Source organism: Aliiroseovarius sp. D2-2 (assembly GCF_055809455.1).
Window position 1 is genome coordinate 2,775,131 of sequence record NZ_CM147913.1, and the last position, 17,429, is coordinate 2,792,559.

A 17,429-nucleotide genomic window follows, 5' to 3' on the forward strand; every position below is an offset into this window, starting at 1 on the left:
TCACTCAACCAGCCCCCGCAGCAAGCGCGAGCTGACGCGCCTGTTTCAAGTTCGCAAAATCTTCGTCCGCGTGAAAGGACGAGCGGGTCAGCGGTGTAGCGGACACCCCAAGAAAGCCCTTTGCACGCGCGACTTGTTCAAGTTTTTCAAACTCTTCCGGTGTCCAGAAGCGGTCTATTTTGTGGTGTTTAACGGTGGGTTGCAGATACTGCCCCACGGTCAGAAAATCGACATTTGCGGCGCGCAAATCGTCCATCACCTGACGCACCTCTTCCATCGTTTCACCCAATCCGACCATCAGGCCCGACTTTGTGAAAAGCTCTGGGTTGGCGCGTTTGGCGTCATCCAGCAGGCGCAACGACTGATAGTAGCGCGCACCAGGTCGCACGGTTGGATATAGACGCGGGACCGTTTCCAGATTGTGGTTGAATACATCAGGCGCTGCTTCGAACACCGCCTGCCCGGCCTCGCCTTTGCCTAGAAAGTCCGGGGTCAGCACTTCGACGGTGGTGTCCGGGTTTTGATGGCGCACGGCGCGAATGGTCTGCGCGATGTGTTCGGCCCCACCATCATCCAGATCATCACGATCCACCGAAGTGATCACAACGTGACGCAGCCCCAGCTTTTTCACCGCAGCCGCCACGCGTCCCGGTTCAAACGCGTCAAGCGCATCAGGCCGCCCGGTCGAGACATTGCAGAAACTGCAGCCACGGGTGCAGACCTCGCCCATGATCATCATGGTGGCGTGACGCTTGGACCAGCATTCACCGATATTGGGGCACGCGGCCTCTTCGCAGACGGTGGCCAGATCATGGTCACGCATCAGGCGCCGGGTCTCGTAATACTCGGCGCTTTCGATCTTTTTCTTGCGAATCCACTTGGGCTTGCGCGGGATGGCCGTGTCAGGCTTATGCGCTTTTTCCGGGTGGCGAAGGCGGGGTACGGCGTTCATCGACAGCTCCTTACGCGTGAATGGCGCGGCCCAGCGCGTCCAGACAGGCTTCTTTTACGGCTTCGGCCATCGACGGATGCGCGTGACAGGTTGCGGCGATTTCAGACAGCGTTGCGCCTTTGACCATGGCCAAAACCAGCTCGGCAATCAGGTCGCCCCCGTGGGCACCACAGATATGCGCGCCCAGAAGCACACCGTCTGGCGATGCCAGCACTTTCACTGCGCCATCCGTTTCGCCCGAAGAACGTGCACGCGAGTTGGCCATAAAGGTGAACTTGCCCGAAATGTAATCGGTGCCCGCCTCTTTCAGCGCTTCTTCGGTGACGCCGACCGATGCGACCTCGGGATCGGTGTAGACAACCCCCGGCACCTTTTCGTAGTCCACATGGCCCGCAAGACCGGCCAGTCCTTCGACACAGGCAACCCCATCTTCTTCAGCCTTATGCGCCAGCATCGGGCCGGGCACACAGTCACCAATGGCGTAGATGCCGGGAACCGAGGTTTGGAACTGCGCGTCTACCGTAATGACACCGCGGTCGGTCACATCCACACCCAGCACGTCCAAGCCCAACCCGCGAATGACAGGGCGACGGCCAATGGCGACCAACACTTTGTCGGCCTCAATCGTCTCAATGGAGTCTTTGCCCACACGTTCGACGGTCACGGCCAGACCACCCTCGCCCGCTTCAACCGATTTCACCGCGCGGCCAAGTTGGAATTTCAACCCACGTTTGGACAGGGCGCGCTGCGCCAGTTTTGCAATCTCGCCATCAATGCCGGGCAGGATGCGATCAAGGTATTCGACCACGGTGACCTTGGCCCCCAGACGGGCCCAGACCTGACCAAGCTCAAGCCCAATAACGCCTGCACCGATCACCACCAGATGTTCAGGCACAGCGTCCAAGGACAGGGCCCCGGTCGAGCTAAGGATGTTCTCTTCGTCGATTGTCACGCCGGGCAGCGGCGTGGCTTCAGACCCGGTGGCAATCAGGATGTTATTGGTGTCATGGATGGTATCGCCCACCTGCACCTTTCCGGGCGCAGGAATGGTGGCCCAGCCGTCAATGTGATCCACGCCGTTTTTCTTAAACAGGAATGCGATGCCCTTGGTGAGGTCCTCCACCACTTTGTCCTTGCGCGCCATCATTGCAGGAAGGTCCAGCGACGCGCCTTCTACTGCAATGCCGTGGGCTGCCATATGCGAAAGCTCGGCGTATTTCCCGGATGAGGTCAAAAGCGCTTTCGAGGGAATGCAGCCTACGTTCAAGCACGTGCCGCCAAGCGACCCGCGACCTTCAACACATGCAACCTTCAAACCCAGCTGCGCTGCACGAATTGCTGCGACATACCCACCCGGACCAGCACCGATCACAATAAGGTCGTACATATTGCCCTCCGCCTCCAACTTTGCATTCACAAATTCCCATTTGCGAGCTTGGTTTCCTATTCGAAACTTCATGTTCCCTATAGGAAACTTTTCTGAGTTAGGCAAGTTTTGTGTGCAGTGGGATACTTTGACAGTTTCAGGAGCAGCTTTTAAGCTGCGAAGGAACAAGGGGATAGCAGGAGAAATTGGTTTGGAGACCGACACAAGCAACACACCGCAAGGAAGCAACGAACCCGCGGAAGCCCCTGACGGCGAGGCGATGGGCCGGATGATTCGTGAGGCCCGCAAAGCCAAAGGCCAAACTCTCGAGGATACAGCGCGCGCCGCTGGGATCGGTCGTTCGACGCTTTCGAAGATCGAAAACAATCAGACCCGACCCAGTTTTGATATCATCCGTCGTCTTATGCAGACGCTTGAGCTTGAGACCCCGCAGCTGTTCCTACAATCCGCCAAATCAGACATTTCTGGCCGCAGGGACCACACACGTTCGGGCGAAGGTGAGATCAAAAAGACCCCGACCTACACGCACGAGCTTTTGTGCAACGAACTTACGTCGAAAAGGATGGTTCCCTACATCTCGACCGTGACGGCCCGCGAGGTGTCAGAATATGACGACTGGGTGCGCCACACGGGGGAAGAGTTCATGTTCGTCCTGTCAGGCGAACTGACATTTGTGACCGAGCATTATCGCCCCTTAGATCTTAAGACCGGGGATTCCATCTATTACGATGCCCAAATGGGTCACGGTTTGATCTCAACCAGCGAAGAAGATGCCAAAGTCCTATGGGTATCACTAAGCCTGTAGCAGCGACGGCCTTCTCACAGATCAGCATTACCCATCAGGATGCGCGGCGGTTTTCCTTGAACCAACGCCTCTCGCCCAACATCAACATTGCTGGTGTGACAATCAAAGTAAGCACCGTGGCAAATACCAACCCACCCGCAATTGCGCTTGAAAGCTCGGTCCACCATTGCGATGACGGTGCGCCAACCTGAATTGTCCGGGCTCCGAAACTGATCGTCAGTGCCAGCACCATGGGCATCAAACCCAAAGCCGTTGTGATTGAGGTCAACACGACGGGCCGCAGACGTTGGGCTCCGGTGCGCAGCGCGGCTTCCAGCGGAGACATACCTTCGCTTCGAAGCACATTATAAGTGTCGATCAGAACGATGTTGTTGTTCACCACAATCCCGGCAAGGGCGATCACACCGATCCCCCCCATCACAACCCCAAACGGACGGCCGGTGATCAACAGGCCCATCAAGACACCTGCGATTGAGAAGATGATCGCGCTCATCACCACGAAGGCTTGATAGAAGCTGTTAAACTGCAAAAGTAGCGTCGCGAACATAAGCAAGATGGCGGTCAGGAATGCACCGACAAGGAACACCATTGCCTCTTCCTGCTCTTCGGCCTCACCGCCAAAGTCAAAGGTCACGTCCCCGGGCAACCCGGCCTGAGTGATGGCGTCTTTAAGCGCGATGATCTGATTGTTGACCAATAGACCGGGGGCAATGTCGGCTGCGACCGAGATCACCCGCTGTTGATCTTCATGACTGATCCGACCAGAACGCTGGACAGGTTCAAAACGCACGAAATTCGAGATCGGCACCAACCCAGCGCCGGTCGGCACACGCAAGGTCTGCAGTTCATCAAGGGTACGGTCCTGCGCAGGGAAGCGCACGCGAATATCAACCGATCCATCCACATCATCAGGTCGGTACGTTGCCACCCCCACGCCTTGCGTCAAAAGCTGCACAGCTTGACCTAAGATCGCGATGTCAGCCCCAAAGCGGGCGGCCTCTTCCCGATCTACGCGCAAGGCCCATTCGACACCCGGCAACGCGCGGGTATCGGTCACATCCGTGAACCCACCAATACTGCCCATGATGTCACGCACCTTGGTTGTGGCAGCATCCAAGTCACCACGATCATCTGATGACAGTTTCAGTTGTACCGGCTTGCCCCCTGTCGGCCCTTCGCTTTGGGTCTGCACCTGCACAACAACACCAGCCACATCTTCCATGCTGGCGCGAATTTCCGGAATGATCTCAGCCACAGGGCGTCGTGTATCCCAATCATTCATACGCAGTTGCAACGTCCCGATGACCTCTTGATCATCGCGGTTGTCCAATACTGTTCTGGCATAAACACTGTCGATTTCTGGATGCCCGATCAGACGGTCTTCGACTTTCTGGACCAGCGCATCCCTTTCGTAGATCGAGAAGTTGTCGCGCGCCCTGATTTCAATCACCATTGCGCTTGGTTCGGGTTCTGGAAAGAAAGCCAGCCCTTTGCCGAATTGGCCATAGACGCCGAAGCCGCCCAACAGCGCTGCGACCGCAAGTATTACAACAGCAGCCGGGTGCAGAATGGCCCAGTTCAGCAGCCGAACATACGCCCCAGTGAAACCGGGTATGTCCCGGGGGTCGCCACTTTCAGCTGCCAAAAGTGCGGCCTTGGAACTGGCAGTCTGCGGTTGCCTGCGTCCAATCAACCCGCCCAATACAGGAATGAAAATCAACGCCATGAACAGGCTTGCGCCCAGTGTCAGCATGACTGTGATCGGCAGGAATTTCATAAATTCGCCAATCACGCCCGACCAGAACAAGAGCGGGAAGAACACAGAAAGTGTGGTCGCAGTCGACGCGATAATCGGCCAAGCCATACGCTTGGCGGCAAAGGCATATGCTTTGCGCGGTGGCGTGCCTTCCTGCAATTTTCGATCGGCCAGTTCCGTTGTGACGATGGCACCATCCACCAACATCCCCACCACCAAAATCAGAGCAAACAAGACCACAATATTCATCGTGTACCCCATGGCCCAAATGGCGGTTACGCCTGCAAGGAACGCGCCGGGAATGGCTAAGCCAACAAGAAGCGCCGAACGGAAACCAAGCGCCCAGACGATCACAATCATCACAAGGATCACTGCGGTTATGACGTTGGCTTCAAGATCGTCCAGCATCGACACAACATCATCGCTTTGATCATATGTGACCTGAACGCGAACGGTTTCCGGATATGCCTCTTGTGACGCGGAAAGCACTTCGCGCACATCTACCACCGTATCAATCACGTTGGCGCCGACCCTTTTCTTGACCTCAAGAACCAAGGCGGGTTGACCATCGATGCGCGCAAAGCTTTCGGGGTCTTTGAAGGTTCGCCGAACGGTCGCCACATCCGAGAACGTTACAACAGTTCCATTGGACACTTTGATCGGAAGGTCCATGACACTTTGCACGTCCTCGATCAGGCCGGGCACCTTTAGCACCATGCGCCCAGCGCCCGTGTCAATCGATCCTGCGGCAACCAGCAAATTGTTCTGCGTCACCTGAGTGATCAGCTCACCAAAGGTGATGTTGTAGGTCTCGAACACGGTTGGGTCGACCAGAACTTCCAGCAGGTCTTCACGCGTCCCGCCAATATCGACCTCAAGCACACCTGGCAGGGCTTCGATGTCGTCCTGCAAAACCGTCGCCATGTCATTGAGCGTGCGTTCAGGCACAGGACCAGACAGAACGATATTCATAATCGGGAACAGGGCCGTGTTGATCTCGTGCACAGTGGGTTCAGTGGCATCCGAGGGCAATTCACCCTTGGCGGAATCAACGGCCTCTCGCACCTTGTCCAGCGCTTCGTCCACAGGCAGGTCCGGGTTGAACTCCATCTGGACCGACGCGTAGCCTTCGCCCGCGTGGCTTATGATCTCATCCAGTCCCGAGATTGACCCCAACTCAGTTTCCAGCGGGTTCACCAACAGACGTTCGGCGTCTTCGGGCGACACCCCATCCAGCGTCGTGACAACGTAGACCACAGGAATAGGAATTTCGGGGTTAGCCTCTTTCGGAATGGCATTATAGGCCCAAGTGCCTAAGGCCAGAATTGCCACCAAAGCCAGCAGAATTACGCGGGCGCGCGCAAACGCGAAATCAATAAGACTGGTCATTTTGCAGCTTCCTGAGGTGCAACTTTGTCACCCGCAGTCACAAACCCCTGCCCCACGGTGATAATACGCGCCTTATCGGGCAAACCTGTCACCCAGATCCCGCCCGACCCGGCGCTTGTGATCTCGACCTCGTGAAAAGAAACCTGATCCTCATCGCCCACCGTTTTCACCCCAAGCGTTCCCTTTTCATCCAAGGACAGGATTGCGGGCGAGATGAAATGCGCTGTAACTTCCCCAGTCGCAATTGCAACTTCAGCGCTGACGCCGGCGGCAATCGCGCCGTCGGAATTGGCAACCTCAACCTCGGTCACAAAGGTCCGGGTTTGGGCATCCGCGGCTGTGCCGACAAATCTGATCTCGCCCGTAGCTGTCTCACCCGTCAGGAATGCGACTTGGGCAGGTTCACCAACAGACATGCGATTGCGGAACTGTTGAGGCACCTGAATCGACACAACAAGCGGGGTTGTATCGACCACGCGCGCAGCCGGTTCTCCGGCCGCAACAAATTCTCCAACTTCAAGTGGAAGCTCTTCAAGCTGACCGGCAAACGGGGCCGTCAGGATCGTATCCTCTAGTGCTTCAAGCGCTTGCGTCAGGGTGCTTTCAGCAGCAGCAAGATCAACCTCAGCCTCAAACACCCGGTCAGAGGTCGCAATGCCGCGATCAAACAAAGTTTTGGCATTGCTGAGTTCCCGGGCAGCACGGTCGCGTGCCTCATTTGCGGCTGTAAGCGCTTTTTGATGTTGGGTGTCGTCGATCCGTGCAATCTCGTCATCTTTCTCAACATGCGCGCCGTTTTTCAACGCCACAGAAACGATGTTGCCCGACGCTTGCGCACGGACCTGCGTATCGCGATATGGCTTGGCTTGGCCTTTGGCCACAAAACGCTGTGTCACTGGTTCAGCTTCGGAGAGTTTCACCTGCACCGCGACAGCTTGCCTATCTTCTGTTCCATTTTCGGTCGGCTCTGGATCAGAAGAAAACACCACCCCACTTCCCATCCAAACAATAACGAGTAGCAACAGACCGGCAGCAACCCATTTTGATCGTCCCGCACCAGGATCAGAGGCAAATTCCAAAGACGAGCGTGCGCAAATTTCAGATGACATTTCATGTCCAACTTATGGTGGTTTCAATGGCCACAACATGGGTGTCCGCAGACAGAAAGAAAAGGGGGTACCGAAATGCCGCGAAGGAATGCACAGACTCGTCGGCTTTTCGGAGGCAGCACGGGTTTGAGTTCTTGGAACTTAGGTGGAAAAATCAAACCTCGATCACATAAGGTGCCAGGCTCTCTTCAAAAGCCTCCACAAACTCCAATGTGATCATCGAAGGTGTTTTGTGAGTAGGCCGAACAAGTGAAATGCCATGTGACAAAGCAGGATAGAAGGGACGGAAACTTAGACCCCGATCTACATATTTGGCGGCATCGAGTTCACTGACGATTGAGACCCCAAGACCCTCGCAGACAAGTTCACAAGCCGCGGTGAATTGGCGGACTTCGATATGTGAATTCAGTTCGATCTGATCATCCTGGAACCGGCGCGCTAGTCCTTGGAAGAACACGCTATCCTTCCTCGTGTGAATAATCTTTTCACCGGCTAGGTCTTTGGGTCGTATTTCACGATGTCGTTCAAGATCATGCCCCTTGGGAAAAATACAAACGGTCCGAACTTTGACATCGGTGCTTTCTACGGCGGGATGCCCGAAAAATCCATCGGTGATGCCAAAGTCGTACTGTTCGGTGACCATCCATTCCAGAATGCGCTCTGGCCGATCTGGTTCGATGGTCATCGAGACCCCAGGCCGATCGCGCAAAAATTCAGCCACGACCTTCGGCAAGTGACTTGTCGCAAACCCAGGCAAACAGGCGACGCGGATATGTCCGGCTTTTCGCTTGGTGATGTCTGCGCTGACATCTGAAATCTGTCGCATCAATTCAATAACGCGACGAATGTCAGGTTCCAGAAGTCGTACTTCTTGTGAGGGGACAAGCCGCCCATCCCGCTTGTCAAACAGCTGGAAGTCAAACTCTTTCGCCAGATCGGAAAGCAACCGACTGGTCGCTGGCTGACTAATCCCAAGGTCTGCTGCAGCGGATGTCACAGAACCATTAACAATCACCGCCATAAGGGCCTCGAGTTGGCGGAAGCGGGGTGTTTTTCGATCAGACATAAGCGCTTTTAACCGACCAAAGCACAAGAAGCATAGCATAATGTTATGGTCATAAGGGAAATTGACAGTTTGAATTATGAAAATGTGCTCATACACTCGTCATCATTGAATTCACCGACTCGGCATCTTGCCGGTCGAAAAAAACCGCATCGAAAAGATGCATGGGAGGATAACATGAAAAAGTTCTTACTCGGTGCCATCGCCGCAACCACGGCTTTGTCACCCATTGCCGCGTCCGCACAGACAGAGGTTCAGTTCTGGCATGCCTTTACCGGCCGTCTGGGAGAGCTTGTCGCAGCACAAGTCGAAGCGTTCAACGCAGGTCAATCTGACTATACAGTGGTTCAGAGCCACAAAGGCAACTACTCGGAAACACTGAACGCGGGCATCGCTGCGTTCCGCGCCAAAGAACAACCACATATACTGATGGTGTTTGAAGTCGGCACCGCGACCATGATGGGCGCTAAGGGTGCGATCAAACCTGTCTACGAGGTGATGGCAGAAAGTGGTGCGTCATTCGATCCCGATGCCTATATCGGTTCGGTCAAGGGTTACTACACCACCACCGATGGCGACATGCTGTCTCTGCCCTTCAACTCGTCAACTCCTGTCCTGTGGGTAAACCGCGACGCGTTTGAAGCAGCAGGTGTTGATCCGGACATGGACCTGTCGACTTGGGAAAACGTTGGCGGCGCGCTGGAAGCTTTGAAAGCTGGCGGCGAAGATTGCCCAATGGTCACTGCCTGGCAAAGCTGGATCCATCTGGAAAACTTCTCAGCCTATCATGACGTGCCATTCGCCAGCAAAGACAACGGCTTTGCAGGATTGGACACCGAGCTGATGCTGAACGGCCCAGCGCAGGTGGCACACCTGACAGCGATGGGCGAATGGGCCAAGGATGGCAAATTTGTCTACACAGGCCGGCGCAATGAAGGCGGCGCTAATTTCCGTGCCGGCGAATGCGCCCTCTTTACCGAAAGCTCTGCTGGGTATGCTGGGATCAAATCCGAAGCCGAATTCGCCTTCGAAGTCCGCCCGCTGCCCTATTGGTCCGCAGTTACAGAAAGCCCCCAGAACACCATCATTGGTGGCGCATCACTGTGGGTCATGGAAGGCCATGAGGCCGAGGAATACAAAGGCGTGGGTGAATTCCTAAGCTTCCTGTCATCCTCGGACGTGCAGGCGCAATGGCACCAAGACACCGGCTATCTGCCGATCACGGTTGAAGCGGGTGAAGCAACTCGCGCCGCAGGTTTCTATGATGAAAACCCCGGCACGGACATTGCTGTCATCCAGATGACCGCCAAACAGCCAACTGCCAACTCGAAGGGCCTTCGTCTTGGTTCTTTCGACCAGATCCGCGGGATCATCGATGAAGAGCTGGAAGGTATCTGGTCTGGTGACAAGACTGCACAAGAAGCGATGGACAGCGCCAAGGAACGTGGCGACGCGTTGCTGCGCCGGTTCGAGCAAGCCAACCAGTAAGCTTTGATATGACTGAATGCAGGCCCCTCGGGGCCTGCGTTTCCAACCTGGAGACATCATGGAAAAACGCGTTACATTCCGCGGCTGGCTTTTGCCGCTTGTGCTGATCGCACCGCAGGTGATCATTTCAGCAGTGTTTTTCTTCTATCCGGCCGCGCAAGCTGTCTGGCAGTCGCTGTTCATCCCAGACCCATTCGGCCTGTCATCGCAATTTGTAGGCTTGGGCAATTTCGAATTCCTGCTGGGTGATAAATTCTATCGCACCTCGTTTTTGACCACGGCGATCTTTTCGCTTCTCGTGACGCTCTGCTCGATGATCCCGGCTTTGTTTCTGGCCGTCATTGCGGACCGGTTGATCAAAGGTTCCGGGGTCTATCGCACCATGTTGATCTGGCCTTATGCCGTGGCACCCGCTGTGGCGGGGGTCTTGTGGCTGTTCATGTTCAACACGCGTGTAGGCGTGGTGTCTTGGTATCTGGGTCAGTTGGGCTATGAATGGAACCACGTGCTGAATGGTGGCGAGGCCATGGGGCTTGTCGTCGTCGCGTTGGCCTGGGGCCGGATCAGCTATAACTTCCTGTTTTTCTTTGCAGCCCTTCAATCGGTGCCACGATCCGTGATTGAAGCTGCTGCCATTGATGGTGCGCATTTCTGGCGCCGCTTTTTCGGCATCGTGCTTCCGTTGATCACACCAACAGCGTTTTTCCTTCTCGTCGTAAACGTGGTCTACGCCTTTTTCGAAACCTTCGGTGTGATCCACACAATCACCTCAGGCGGTCCGCAGCAATCCACCACCATTCTGGTCTACAAGGTTTTCTCGGACGGCTTCGTTGGGCAAGACCTCGGTTCGTCGTCTGCGCAATCTGTAATCCTGTTGTTCGTGGTCGGGCTGCTGACCGTGGTCCAGTTCAAGTACGTCGAGAAGAAGGTGCACTACTGATGGCTCAGAGAAGTGGCATGGTCGAAAAACGGGGCGCGGGCATCTGGCTGACCCATATCCTGATGATCTTGGGTGTGCTGGTGATCTTCTTCCCGATCTGGCTGGCCTTTGTAGCGTCCACCGTCACACAGCCCGAAATCGTGTCGCCCCCCATGCCGCTGTGGCCGGGCGATCAGTTCTGGGAAAACTACTCGGCCGCGCTTTTTTCTGGGGTCAATGTTCCGGTGGCCACGATGCTGTTCAACAGTTTCGTCATGGCCATGGGCATCGCAGTGGGCAAGATCATCATCTCGCTTCTGTCAGCATTCGCGATTGTCTATTTCCGCTTTCCAGGGCGAACGACGTTTTTCTGGATGATCTTCATCACCCTTATGCTGCCGGTCGAAGTGCGGATCGTTCCAACCTTCGAAGTCGTCGCTGGTTTCGGGATGCTTAACAGTTATGGCGGATTGATCTTCCCGCTGATTGCATCGGCGACAGCAACCTTCCTGTTCCGACAGTTCTTCCTAACCATCCCGGATGAGTTGGCCGAGGCCGCCCGCGTCGACGGCGCGCGCCCGATGCGGTTCTTCTGGGATATCGTAGTTCCGATGAGCCGCACAAACATTGCAGCACTTTTCGTGATCCTTTTTATCTATGGCTGGAATCAATATCTCTGGCCCCTGCTGATCACGACTGATCCGGAAATGAATACAATCGTGATGGGGATCAAACAGATGTTCCCATCCGGCGATGACGTGGCCGAATGGCCCGTGATCATGGCGACCTCGATCCTAGCAATGATCCCCCCGGTGATCGTGGTGGTATCGATGCAAAAACTCTTTGTCCGCGGCCTAGTCGATAGCGAGAAATAGATGGCAACAGTTACCCTTAAGAACATCAAGAAAAGCTTTGGATCGACGGATGTCATCCACGGGATCGACGTCGACATTCAGGATGGCGAGTTCATCGTCATCGTTGGCCCCTCCGGCTGCGGCAAGTCCACGCTTCTACGAATGGTCGGTGGGCTGGAAACCGTGACCTCGGGTGACGTTTTGATCGACGGGACACGGGCCAATGACAAAGAGCCGATGGATCGCGACATTGCGATGGTGTTCCAGAACTACGCGCTTTATCCGCATATGTCGGTACGCCAGAACATGGGCTACGGGCTGAAGATCGCAAAGCTGCCCAAAGACCAGATTGAAGCGAAGGTTCAGGACGCCGCCAAACTTCTACAACTCGAAGCGCTTCTTGATCGCAAACCGCGCGAGCTTTCCGGCGGGCAACGCCAACGCGTCGCCATGGGGCGCGCAATCGTGCGCGAACCAGCCGTGTTTCTTTTCGATGAACCCTTGTCGAACCTAGATGCCAAGCTTCGTGTCCAGATGCGGCTGGAAATCCGCGAGCTGCAGGACAAACTTGGAATCACGTCGCTTTATGTGACCCATGATCAGGTAGAAGCCATGACGATGGCTGACCGTATGATCGTGATGAATGGTGGTATCGCAGAGCAAATCGGTACGCCTCTTGAAGTCTATGAGACCCCCCGCACCCTATTTGCAGCGCAATTCATCGGCAGCCCGGCAATGAACGTATTCGACGCCCGAGTTGAGGGTGGCATGGTCAAGATGGGCGACGCTTCAATCGGTCCGGCACACACCCCCGACCGTCAGGTCAAGTTGGGCCTGCGACCGGAGCATCTTGTCACCGACGAGACAGGTCCAATCGAAGCGCACATTCAGATGTCCGAACCATTGGGCGCAAATACACTCTTGCATGGTCGGTTGAGCAATTCAGCAGACGTCATAACCGTCAGCCTCTCTGGGGTGCACGCGATTAGCGACAAGGGTGCGACATGGCGCTTTTCGATCGATCCTGGGCATATCCATCTATTCGATCCGGAAACGGGGAATAGGCTGGAGGTTTAAGCCGGTTGCCCACTGTCACTACGCATTGTGGAGGCGACGGCCTGATCAAGACACCTTCCACTGTCGCGCGCTGTGCAATAGAATTCGAACGACCTTGAAAAGGCCGTTTCCTGTGATGAGCGCACATAGAGGGACTTGGACTCGTCGTAGAACAGTTCTTCGAGTTGGTAAGTGTCGGTGATCGCAAATTGCTATGGATTGGCTTCAGTTTACCAGCTTAAAGAGCGAACGGACTGCCAACGGAGAGGCATGAAGCCCCTCCGAAGCAAGTTAGTACTGCCGCGCGCCCGCTTCCGACGCAATACGGGGCACCAAGGCCCGGACAAGGCTGGTCATTTCCAGCGTACCGACGGGACTGCCATCACGGGTGACGATGTAGGCGTGCGAGGTATCTCCGCCTGACTTCGCGATCATGCTTTCCAACGTATCGTCATAGTCAACCTCACCATGCGCGTCTGGTGGCACCACGTTGCCTTCAAGCGGTGTCATGATCGACCGAACACGCAGAACCCGTGCGCGGTTAATGTCGCTGACGAAGTCCTCGATGTAGGGATCGTTCGGGTTCAGCAGGATATGCTGCGGCTCGCCTTGTTGCACGACGTAACCGTCCTTCAGGATGACCAAGTGGTCAGCCAGTTTCAGCGCCTCATCAAGATCGTGGGTGATGAAGACGATCGTCTTGTGCAGCTCTTTTTGCAGCTCCAACAGAAGGTCCTGCATGTCGGTTCGGATCAGCGGATCAAGTGCCGAAAAGGCTTCGTCCATCAGCATGATGGGCGAATTCGAAGTTAACGCCCGTGCAATGCCTACGCGTTGCTGCATACCACCGGAAAGCTGATGCGGGTACTGCCCGCCATATCCGTGCAGACCCACGCGATCGAGCCACTTATCGGCCTCGGGCAGGTATTCTGTTTTGGGCACACCGCGCACAGCCAATGTGGTCCCCGCATTTTCAGCAACCGTCCGGTGAGGCAAAAGAGCAAACTTCTGGAACACCATCGACATGACTTCACGGCGCATGTTGCGCAGCTGGTCTTCGTCATAGGACAGAACATCTTCGCCATCGACTTCGACCTGCCCGGCCGTGGGTTCGATCAGACGGTTCAGGTGACGGATCAGGGTCGACTTGCCGGACCCCGACAGCCCCATGATCACGGTGATCTCGCCTTCGCACATATCGACGTTGATGTCTTTCAGGCCCAGCACGTGGCCGTGTTCTTTCAACAGATCAGCCTTAGAGGTTCCATCATAAACGTGCTGTAGTGCGCTTTGTGGGTCAGCACCGAAGATCTTATACAGATTGCGGATCGAGACTTTGATTTTTTTGGTCATTTGATTTTCCCGATCAGTGTTTCTGCGAAGCGTTGACACGGTCAAGTGCAGCTTTGGTGACGCGATCAAGGATGATTGCCAAAAGGACAATTCCAAGACCCGACACAAGCCCCACACCCAACTCAAGGTTACGGATGCCACGAAGCACAAGCACACCAAGTCCCGGCGCCGAGACCAGAGACGCGATAACAACCATCGCAAGGCTCATCATGATGGTCTGGTTCACACCAGCCATAATGTTGGGAAGGGCAAGCGGGATTTGCACGTTGAATAGCTTCTGCCGGTCGGTCATGCCAAAGCTGTCAGCAGCTTCGATCACTTCTGTATCCACCAGCCGGATGCCCAGATCTGTCAGTCGAATGACCGGGACGATGGCATAAAGGATAATGGCGATACCGTAGAGTTTTGGTTCCGTAACAGAAAACAGGAAGATCAGCGGGATCAGATAGACGAAAGACGGAAGCGTTTGAAGCATGTCCAAAACCGGGATCGTCATTCGCTGAAGCCGATCGTTTCGCGACATCGCAATGCCTATGGGCACCCCTATCAACACACATAAGAAGGCACAGACAAAAATAATCGCGAGTGTCTGCATCGCATGATCGTAGTGATCGACAAAAGCCAAGAACAGCAGACAGACCATGACGAAGCCCACCAGACGAACGGATTTTGAGGCGTAGTAAACAATCAGAGCAAGGATCGGCAGCATGATCCACCAAGGCGTGACTTCGAATGTCGTAAGTGCGAAATCCAACATCCAGCTCAAGGGTTGCGTGATTGGGTCCAGGATAAAGCGCAGCGCATCTTTGGCTGCTAGAAATCCGTTCTCCACACCCTTTGTGACATCACGAGACTGCGCGAAAGACCCACAGGCTTGGTTCAATTCGTCCAATGACGGGAAAGGAACATCCAGTACGGATTCCTTTTCCTCTACACCAGCTTGCGCCAGCAATTCAGCCATTGACTTGGGGGCGTCGCCTTTGCCTCCGCTATCGCACCAGTCACGCAGGCCAAGCCCATCAAACAGGAAGTCATAAGTCGCCATGATACACTGCCCCTTCCGCCGTGTATGACACGAGCCAGGCTCGTCTCATGGAAATAGAAAATCACCTTAGGATGTCGCCGGGCCATCGAAGTGGCCCGGCGATACCATGTGATTGCAGTGTTATTTGATCAATGCGGCAAGCTTTTCGCGTGCGCCATCATTGACCCAACCCGACCAAATGTCCGAGTTGTTGGTGATGAAGTAAACGGCTGCCTCTTCTGTCGAAGCGCCATTTTCATCGGCCCAAGCCAGTACACTGTTCAGCACGTCGATGTCGAAGCTGACATTTGACATCAGCGCGTCGATTTCAGGCTCGCGTTCAGCCAAAGCCGACGTCGCAACAGTCAACACCGGTGCTGGTGGGAAATCGGATACGCCAGGTGCGTCATTGTCCGCTTGAGCGTTCGCTTTGTGGACAGCTTCGTCGATTGGGCCGATTTCGATTTTGGTCATTGGGTATTTGCCAAGCACAGCAGTCGGTGCCCAGTAGTATCCGAACCAAGGTTCCTTATCGTCATAAGCAGCAGCAATCGAGGTTGCCAGAGTTTCGCCTGATCCGTGGTCAAAGATTTCCATCTTGTCACGCATACCCAAGGCGGTAATGATGTTGTCGTTTACAATACGACACCCCCAACCAACTGGGCAGTTGTTGAAGCGACCGCCGACAAGGTCAGGATTGGCCATAATGTCTTGAACAGTTTTTAGTTCAGGATGTGCTTCAGCCAAGTATGATGGAATCCACCAGCCTTCGACACCACCGGGATTGAACACTGGCGTAAGTTCTTTGACTTTGCCTTCGTCCTTCAACTTCGCATAGGCTTCGCCGGTCGAGTTCAGCCAAAGCTCGGTCACGATGTCAGGCTCTTGGTTTTCTGACAGTGATGCAACGGCGGTTACGGTTGCGGATGGCACCAATTCGACTGTGCACCCATAGCCTTGTTCCATCAGGAACTTGGACACGTGGGTAATGATCTGGGACGACGGCCAGTTCATCTCGGTGATCGAAACTTCACCGCAATCAGCATAGGCTGCCGACGCAGTTGACATTACGGCAACCGCCGCCATGCCTTTTACATTCTTAAGAAACTTAATCATATTTTTCTCCCGTTGGTGGTCTATTCGCGCAATTTTCCCTAGTTTAGCGGGTTATTTGGCGCTTTAACGCGTTACAAAGCTAAATACCTACTCGCTTCAGGGCAATTAGAATTAACTGCATTTAGCTTCAACTAAATTGCAATCACGATATGTGAGTTCATCAACCTGTATTGTGATCTTCCTCCTGATACCTCTGATTCACAGGTCACAGAATGACCGGCAGCTCGCGCCTTGGAGATGTGTAAAGACCTGCACATCAACTCTGTTCCTCAACCCTCACCTTGGTCTTGCCGGGTGACAATGGCATGCGCCGAAAACTCGGCCATCTCGCCGCGCCAAACCTGACGCCCAAAACAAAACGGGGTTCCCTTGTCATCGCGGATAACCTGTTCCAGCTCGATCACCGTATGGCTGGCGGCGATGCTCAAAAGCTGCGCCTCGAATGCTTGCACGCCCCGCATCCGGATCACGATATCGCCAGTGTTTGCCGACGTACCGTAGTTTTTCTCAAGGATCTGCGTCGTGGATTGCCGCAAATCACGGTCAAGAAAACCTGGGAAGCGTTCGGCGATCAGATATTCGGTTTCGATGAAAATCGGATGGTTGCCGGAATGAAAAAGCCGGGTGTATTTGACAACGTCGCATCCTTCGGGCTGTTCAAGTAATGCAGCAAGGCGTTTATCGGCAGCGATCTGAGCGGTCTCAATTACGTCAATCTCAAGATCAACATCACTGGTCTGGGCAGTTGCAACAAAGCTGACCATGTTGCTGACATTATAGCTAAGTCGCTTGGGCGAAACAAAGCGTCCACGCCGGTCGGCGTTGTAGACAAGTCCTTCGGTTTCTAGGGCTTCAAGGGCGCGCCGACCTGTCATGCGGCTGACCCCATACTGTTCTGAAAGGCTGCGTTCAGAGGGCAAAATATCGTGTTCGATCAGGTTGCCTTTGGCAATCTCGGCTCGGATATAGTCGGCAATCTGAAGAAAACGAGGGCGCGTCGAAGGTTCTTCGCTACCGTCCTTTTTGCTTCGACTGTCTAGCAATATCTGCATCCTCGAATCATGCCGTGACTGGTAGGGTATTTGGTATATACCAGATCGATCAAGGCATTTCTTTTTGTTGACAGGCAGCAAGCCGGTCCCGTTAACTTGAGGCAGT

The 17,429-nt window shown here is 54.7% G+C and carries 14 protein-coding genes; 5 read left to right on the forward strand and 9 right to left on the reverse strand.

Going from position 1 to position 17,429, the window contains the following annotated elements:
• Positions 1-4: 4 nt before the first annotated feature.
• Entirely contained in the window at positions 5-952 is a 948-nt protein-coding gene (gene lipA / locus AC0L6A_RS13655; RefSeq protein ID WP_473290802.1) for a lipoyl synthase, read from the reverse strand.
• A gap of 10 nt (positions 953-962) precedes the next feature.
• A complete protein-coding gene (gene lpdA, locus AC0L6A_RS13660; protein ID WP_473290804.1) occupies positions 963-2,339 on the reverse strand; it encodes a dihydrolipoyl dehydrogenase in 1,377 nt (458 codons plus the stop codon).
• A gap of 268 nt (positions 2,340-2,607) precedes the next feature.
• Here lpdA and AC0L6A_RS13665 point away from each other — a divergent pair, with 268 nt between their 5' ends.
• Positions 2,608-3,144 carry a helix-turn-helix domain-containing protein gene (locus AC0L6A_RS13665; protein WP_473293506.1) on the forward strand — a complete coding sequence of 179 codons (537 nt, stop codon included), beginning with the start codon at positions 2,608-2,610 and terminating at the stop codon, positions 3,142-3,144.
• Positions 3,145-3,178: 34 nt separating this feature from the next.
• Here AC0L6A_RS13665 and AC0L6A_RS13670 read toward each other — a convergent pair whose 3' ends face one another.
• The 3 genes from AC0L6A_RS13670 to AC0L6A_RS13680 form a co-directional block, all read right to left on the reverse strand.
• Positions 3,179-6,289 carry an efflux RND transporter permease subunit gene (locus tag AC0L6A_RS13670; protein WP_473290806.1) on the reverse strand — a complete coding sequence of 1,037 codons (3,111 nt, stop codon included), beginning with the start codon at positions 6,287-6,289 and terminating at the stop codon, positions 3,179-3,181.
• Entirely contained in the window at positions 6,286-7,398 is a 1,113-nt protein-coding gene (locus AC0L6A_RS13675; protein ID WP_473290808.1) for an efflux RND transporter periplasmic adaptor subunit, read from the reverse strand. Before AC0L6A_RS13675 ends, AC0L6A_RS13670 begins: the two co-directional genes overlap by 4 nt.
• A 154-nt stretch (positions 7,399-7,552) precedes the next feature.
• Entirely contained in the window at positions 7,553-8,464 is a 912-nt protein-coding gene (locus tag AC0L6A_RS13680; RefSeq protein ID WP_473290810.1) for a LysR substrate-binding domain-containing protein, read from the reverse strand.
• 174 nt (positions 8,465-8,638) lie between these two features.
• Between AC0L6A_RS13680 and ugpB the strand changes: the two genes are divergently transcribed.
• From ugpB to ugpC, 4 genes are read left to right on the forward strand one after another with little or no spacing between them, the layout of a single operon-like run.
• On the forward strand, positions 8,639-9,949 hold the full coding sequence (gene ugpB / locus AC0L6A_RS13685; RefSeq protein ID WP_473290811.1) for a sn-glycerol-3-phosphate ABC transporter substrate-binding protein UgpB: 1,311 nt from the start codon (positions 8,639-8,641) through the stop codon (positions 9,947-9,949).
• Positions 9,950-10,007: 58 nt separating this feature from the next.
• Positions 10,008-10,889: a sn-glycerol-3-phosphate ABC transporter permease UgpA gene (ugpA, locus tag AC0L6A_RS13690; protein WP_473290813.1), complete on the forward strand. Its 882-nt coding sequence runs from the start codon at positions 10,008-10,010 to the stop codon at positions 10,887-10,889.
• A 17-nt stretch (positions 10,890-10,906) separates the two neighbouring features.
• Positions 10,907-11,743 (forward strand): sn-glycerol-3-phosphate ABC transporter permease UgpE, encoded by an 837-nt coding sequence (gene ugpE, locus AC0L6A_RS13695; protein ID WP_473293507.1) that lies wholly within the window; start codon positions 10,907-10,909, stop codon positions 11,741-11,743.
• On the forward strand, positions 11,744-12,799 hold the full coding sequence (gene ugpC, locus AC0L6A_RS13700; protein WP_473290814.1) for a sn-glycerol-3-phosphate ABC transporter ATP-binding protein UgpC: 1,056 nt from the start codon (positions 11,744-11,746) through the stop codon (positions 12,797-12,799).
• Between the two features lie 270 nt (positions 12,800-13,069).
• Here the strand turns inward: ugpC and AC0L6A_RS13705 are convergent, their stop codons facing one another.
• The 4 genes from AC0L6A_RS13705 to AC0L6A_RS13720 all read right to left on the reverse strand — a co-directional run bounded on the left by AC0L6A_RS13705 (position 13,070) and on the right by AC0L6A_RS13720 (position 17,323).
• Entirely contained in the window at positions 13,070-14,131 is a 1,062-nt protein-coding gene (locus AC0L6A_RS13705) for a quaternary amine ABC transporter ATP-binding protein (RefSeq protein WP_473290816.1), read from the reverse strand.
• 13 nt (positions 14,132-14,144) lie between these two features.
• Positions 14,145-15,176 (reverse strand): ABC transporter permease, encoded by a 1,032-nt coding sequence (locus AC0L6A_RS13710; protein ID WP_473290818.1) that lies wholly within the window; start codon positions 15,174-15,176, stop codon positions 14,145-14,147.
• Between the two features lie 120 nt (positions 15,177-15,296).
• Positions 15,297-16,271: an ABC transporter substrate-binding protein gene (locus AC0L6A_RS13715; RefSeq protein ID WP_473290820.1), complete on the reverse strand. Its 975-nt coding sequence runs from the start codon at positions 16,269-16,271 to the stop codon at positions 15,297-15,299.
• A gap of 269 nt (positions 16,272-16,540) precedes the next feature.
• Positions 16,541-17,323, reverse strand: coding sequence for a GntR family transcriptional regulator (locus AC0L6A_RS13720; RefSeq protein ID WP_473290822.1), 783 nt, complete (start codon positions 17,321-17,323; stop codon positions 16,541-16,543).
• Positions 17,324-17,429: the final 106 nt, after the last annotated feature.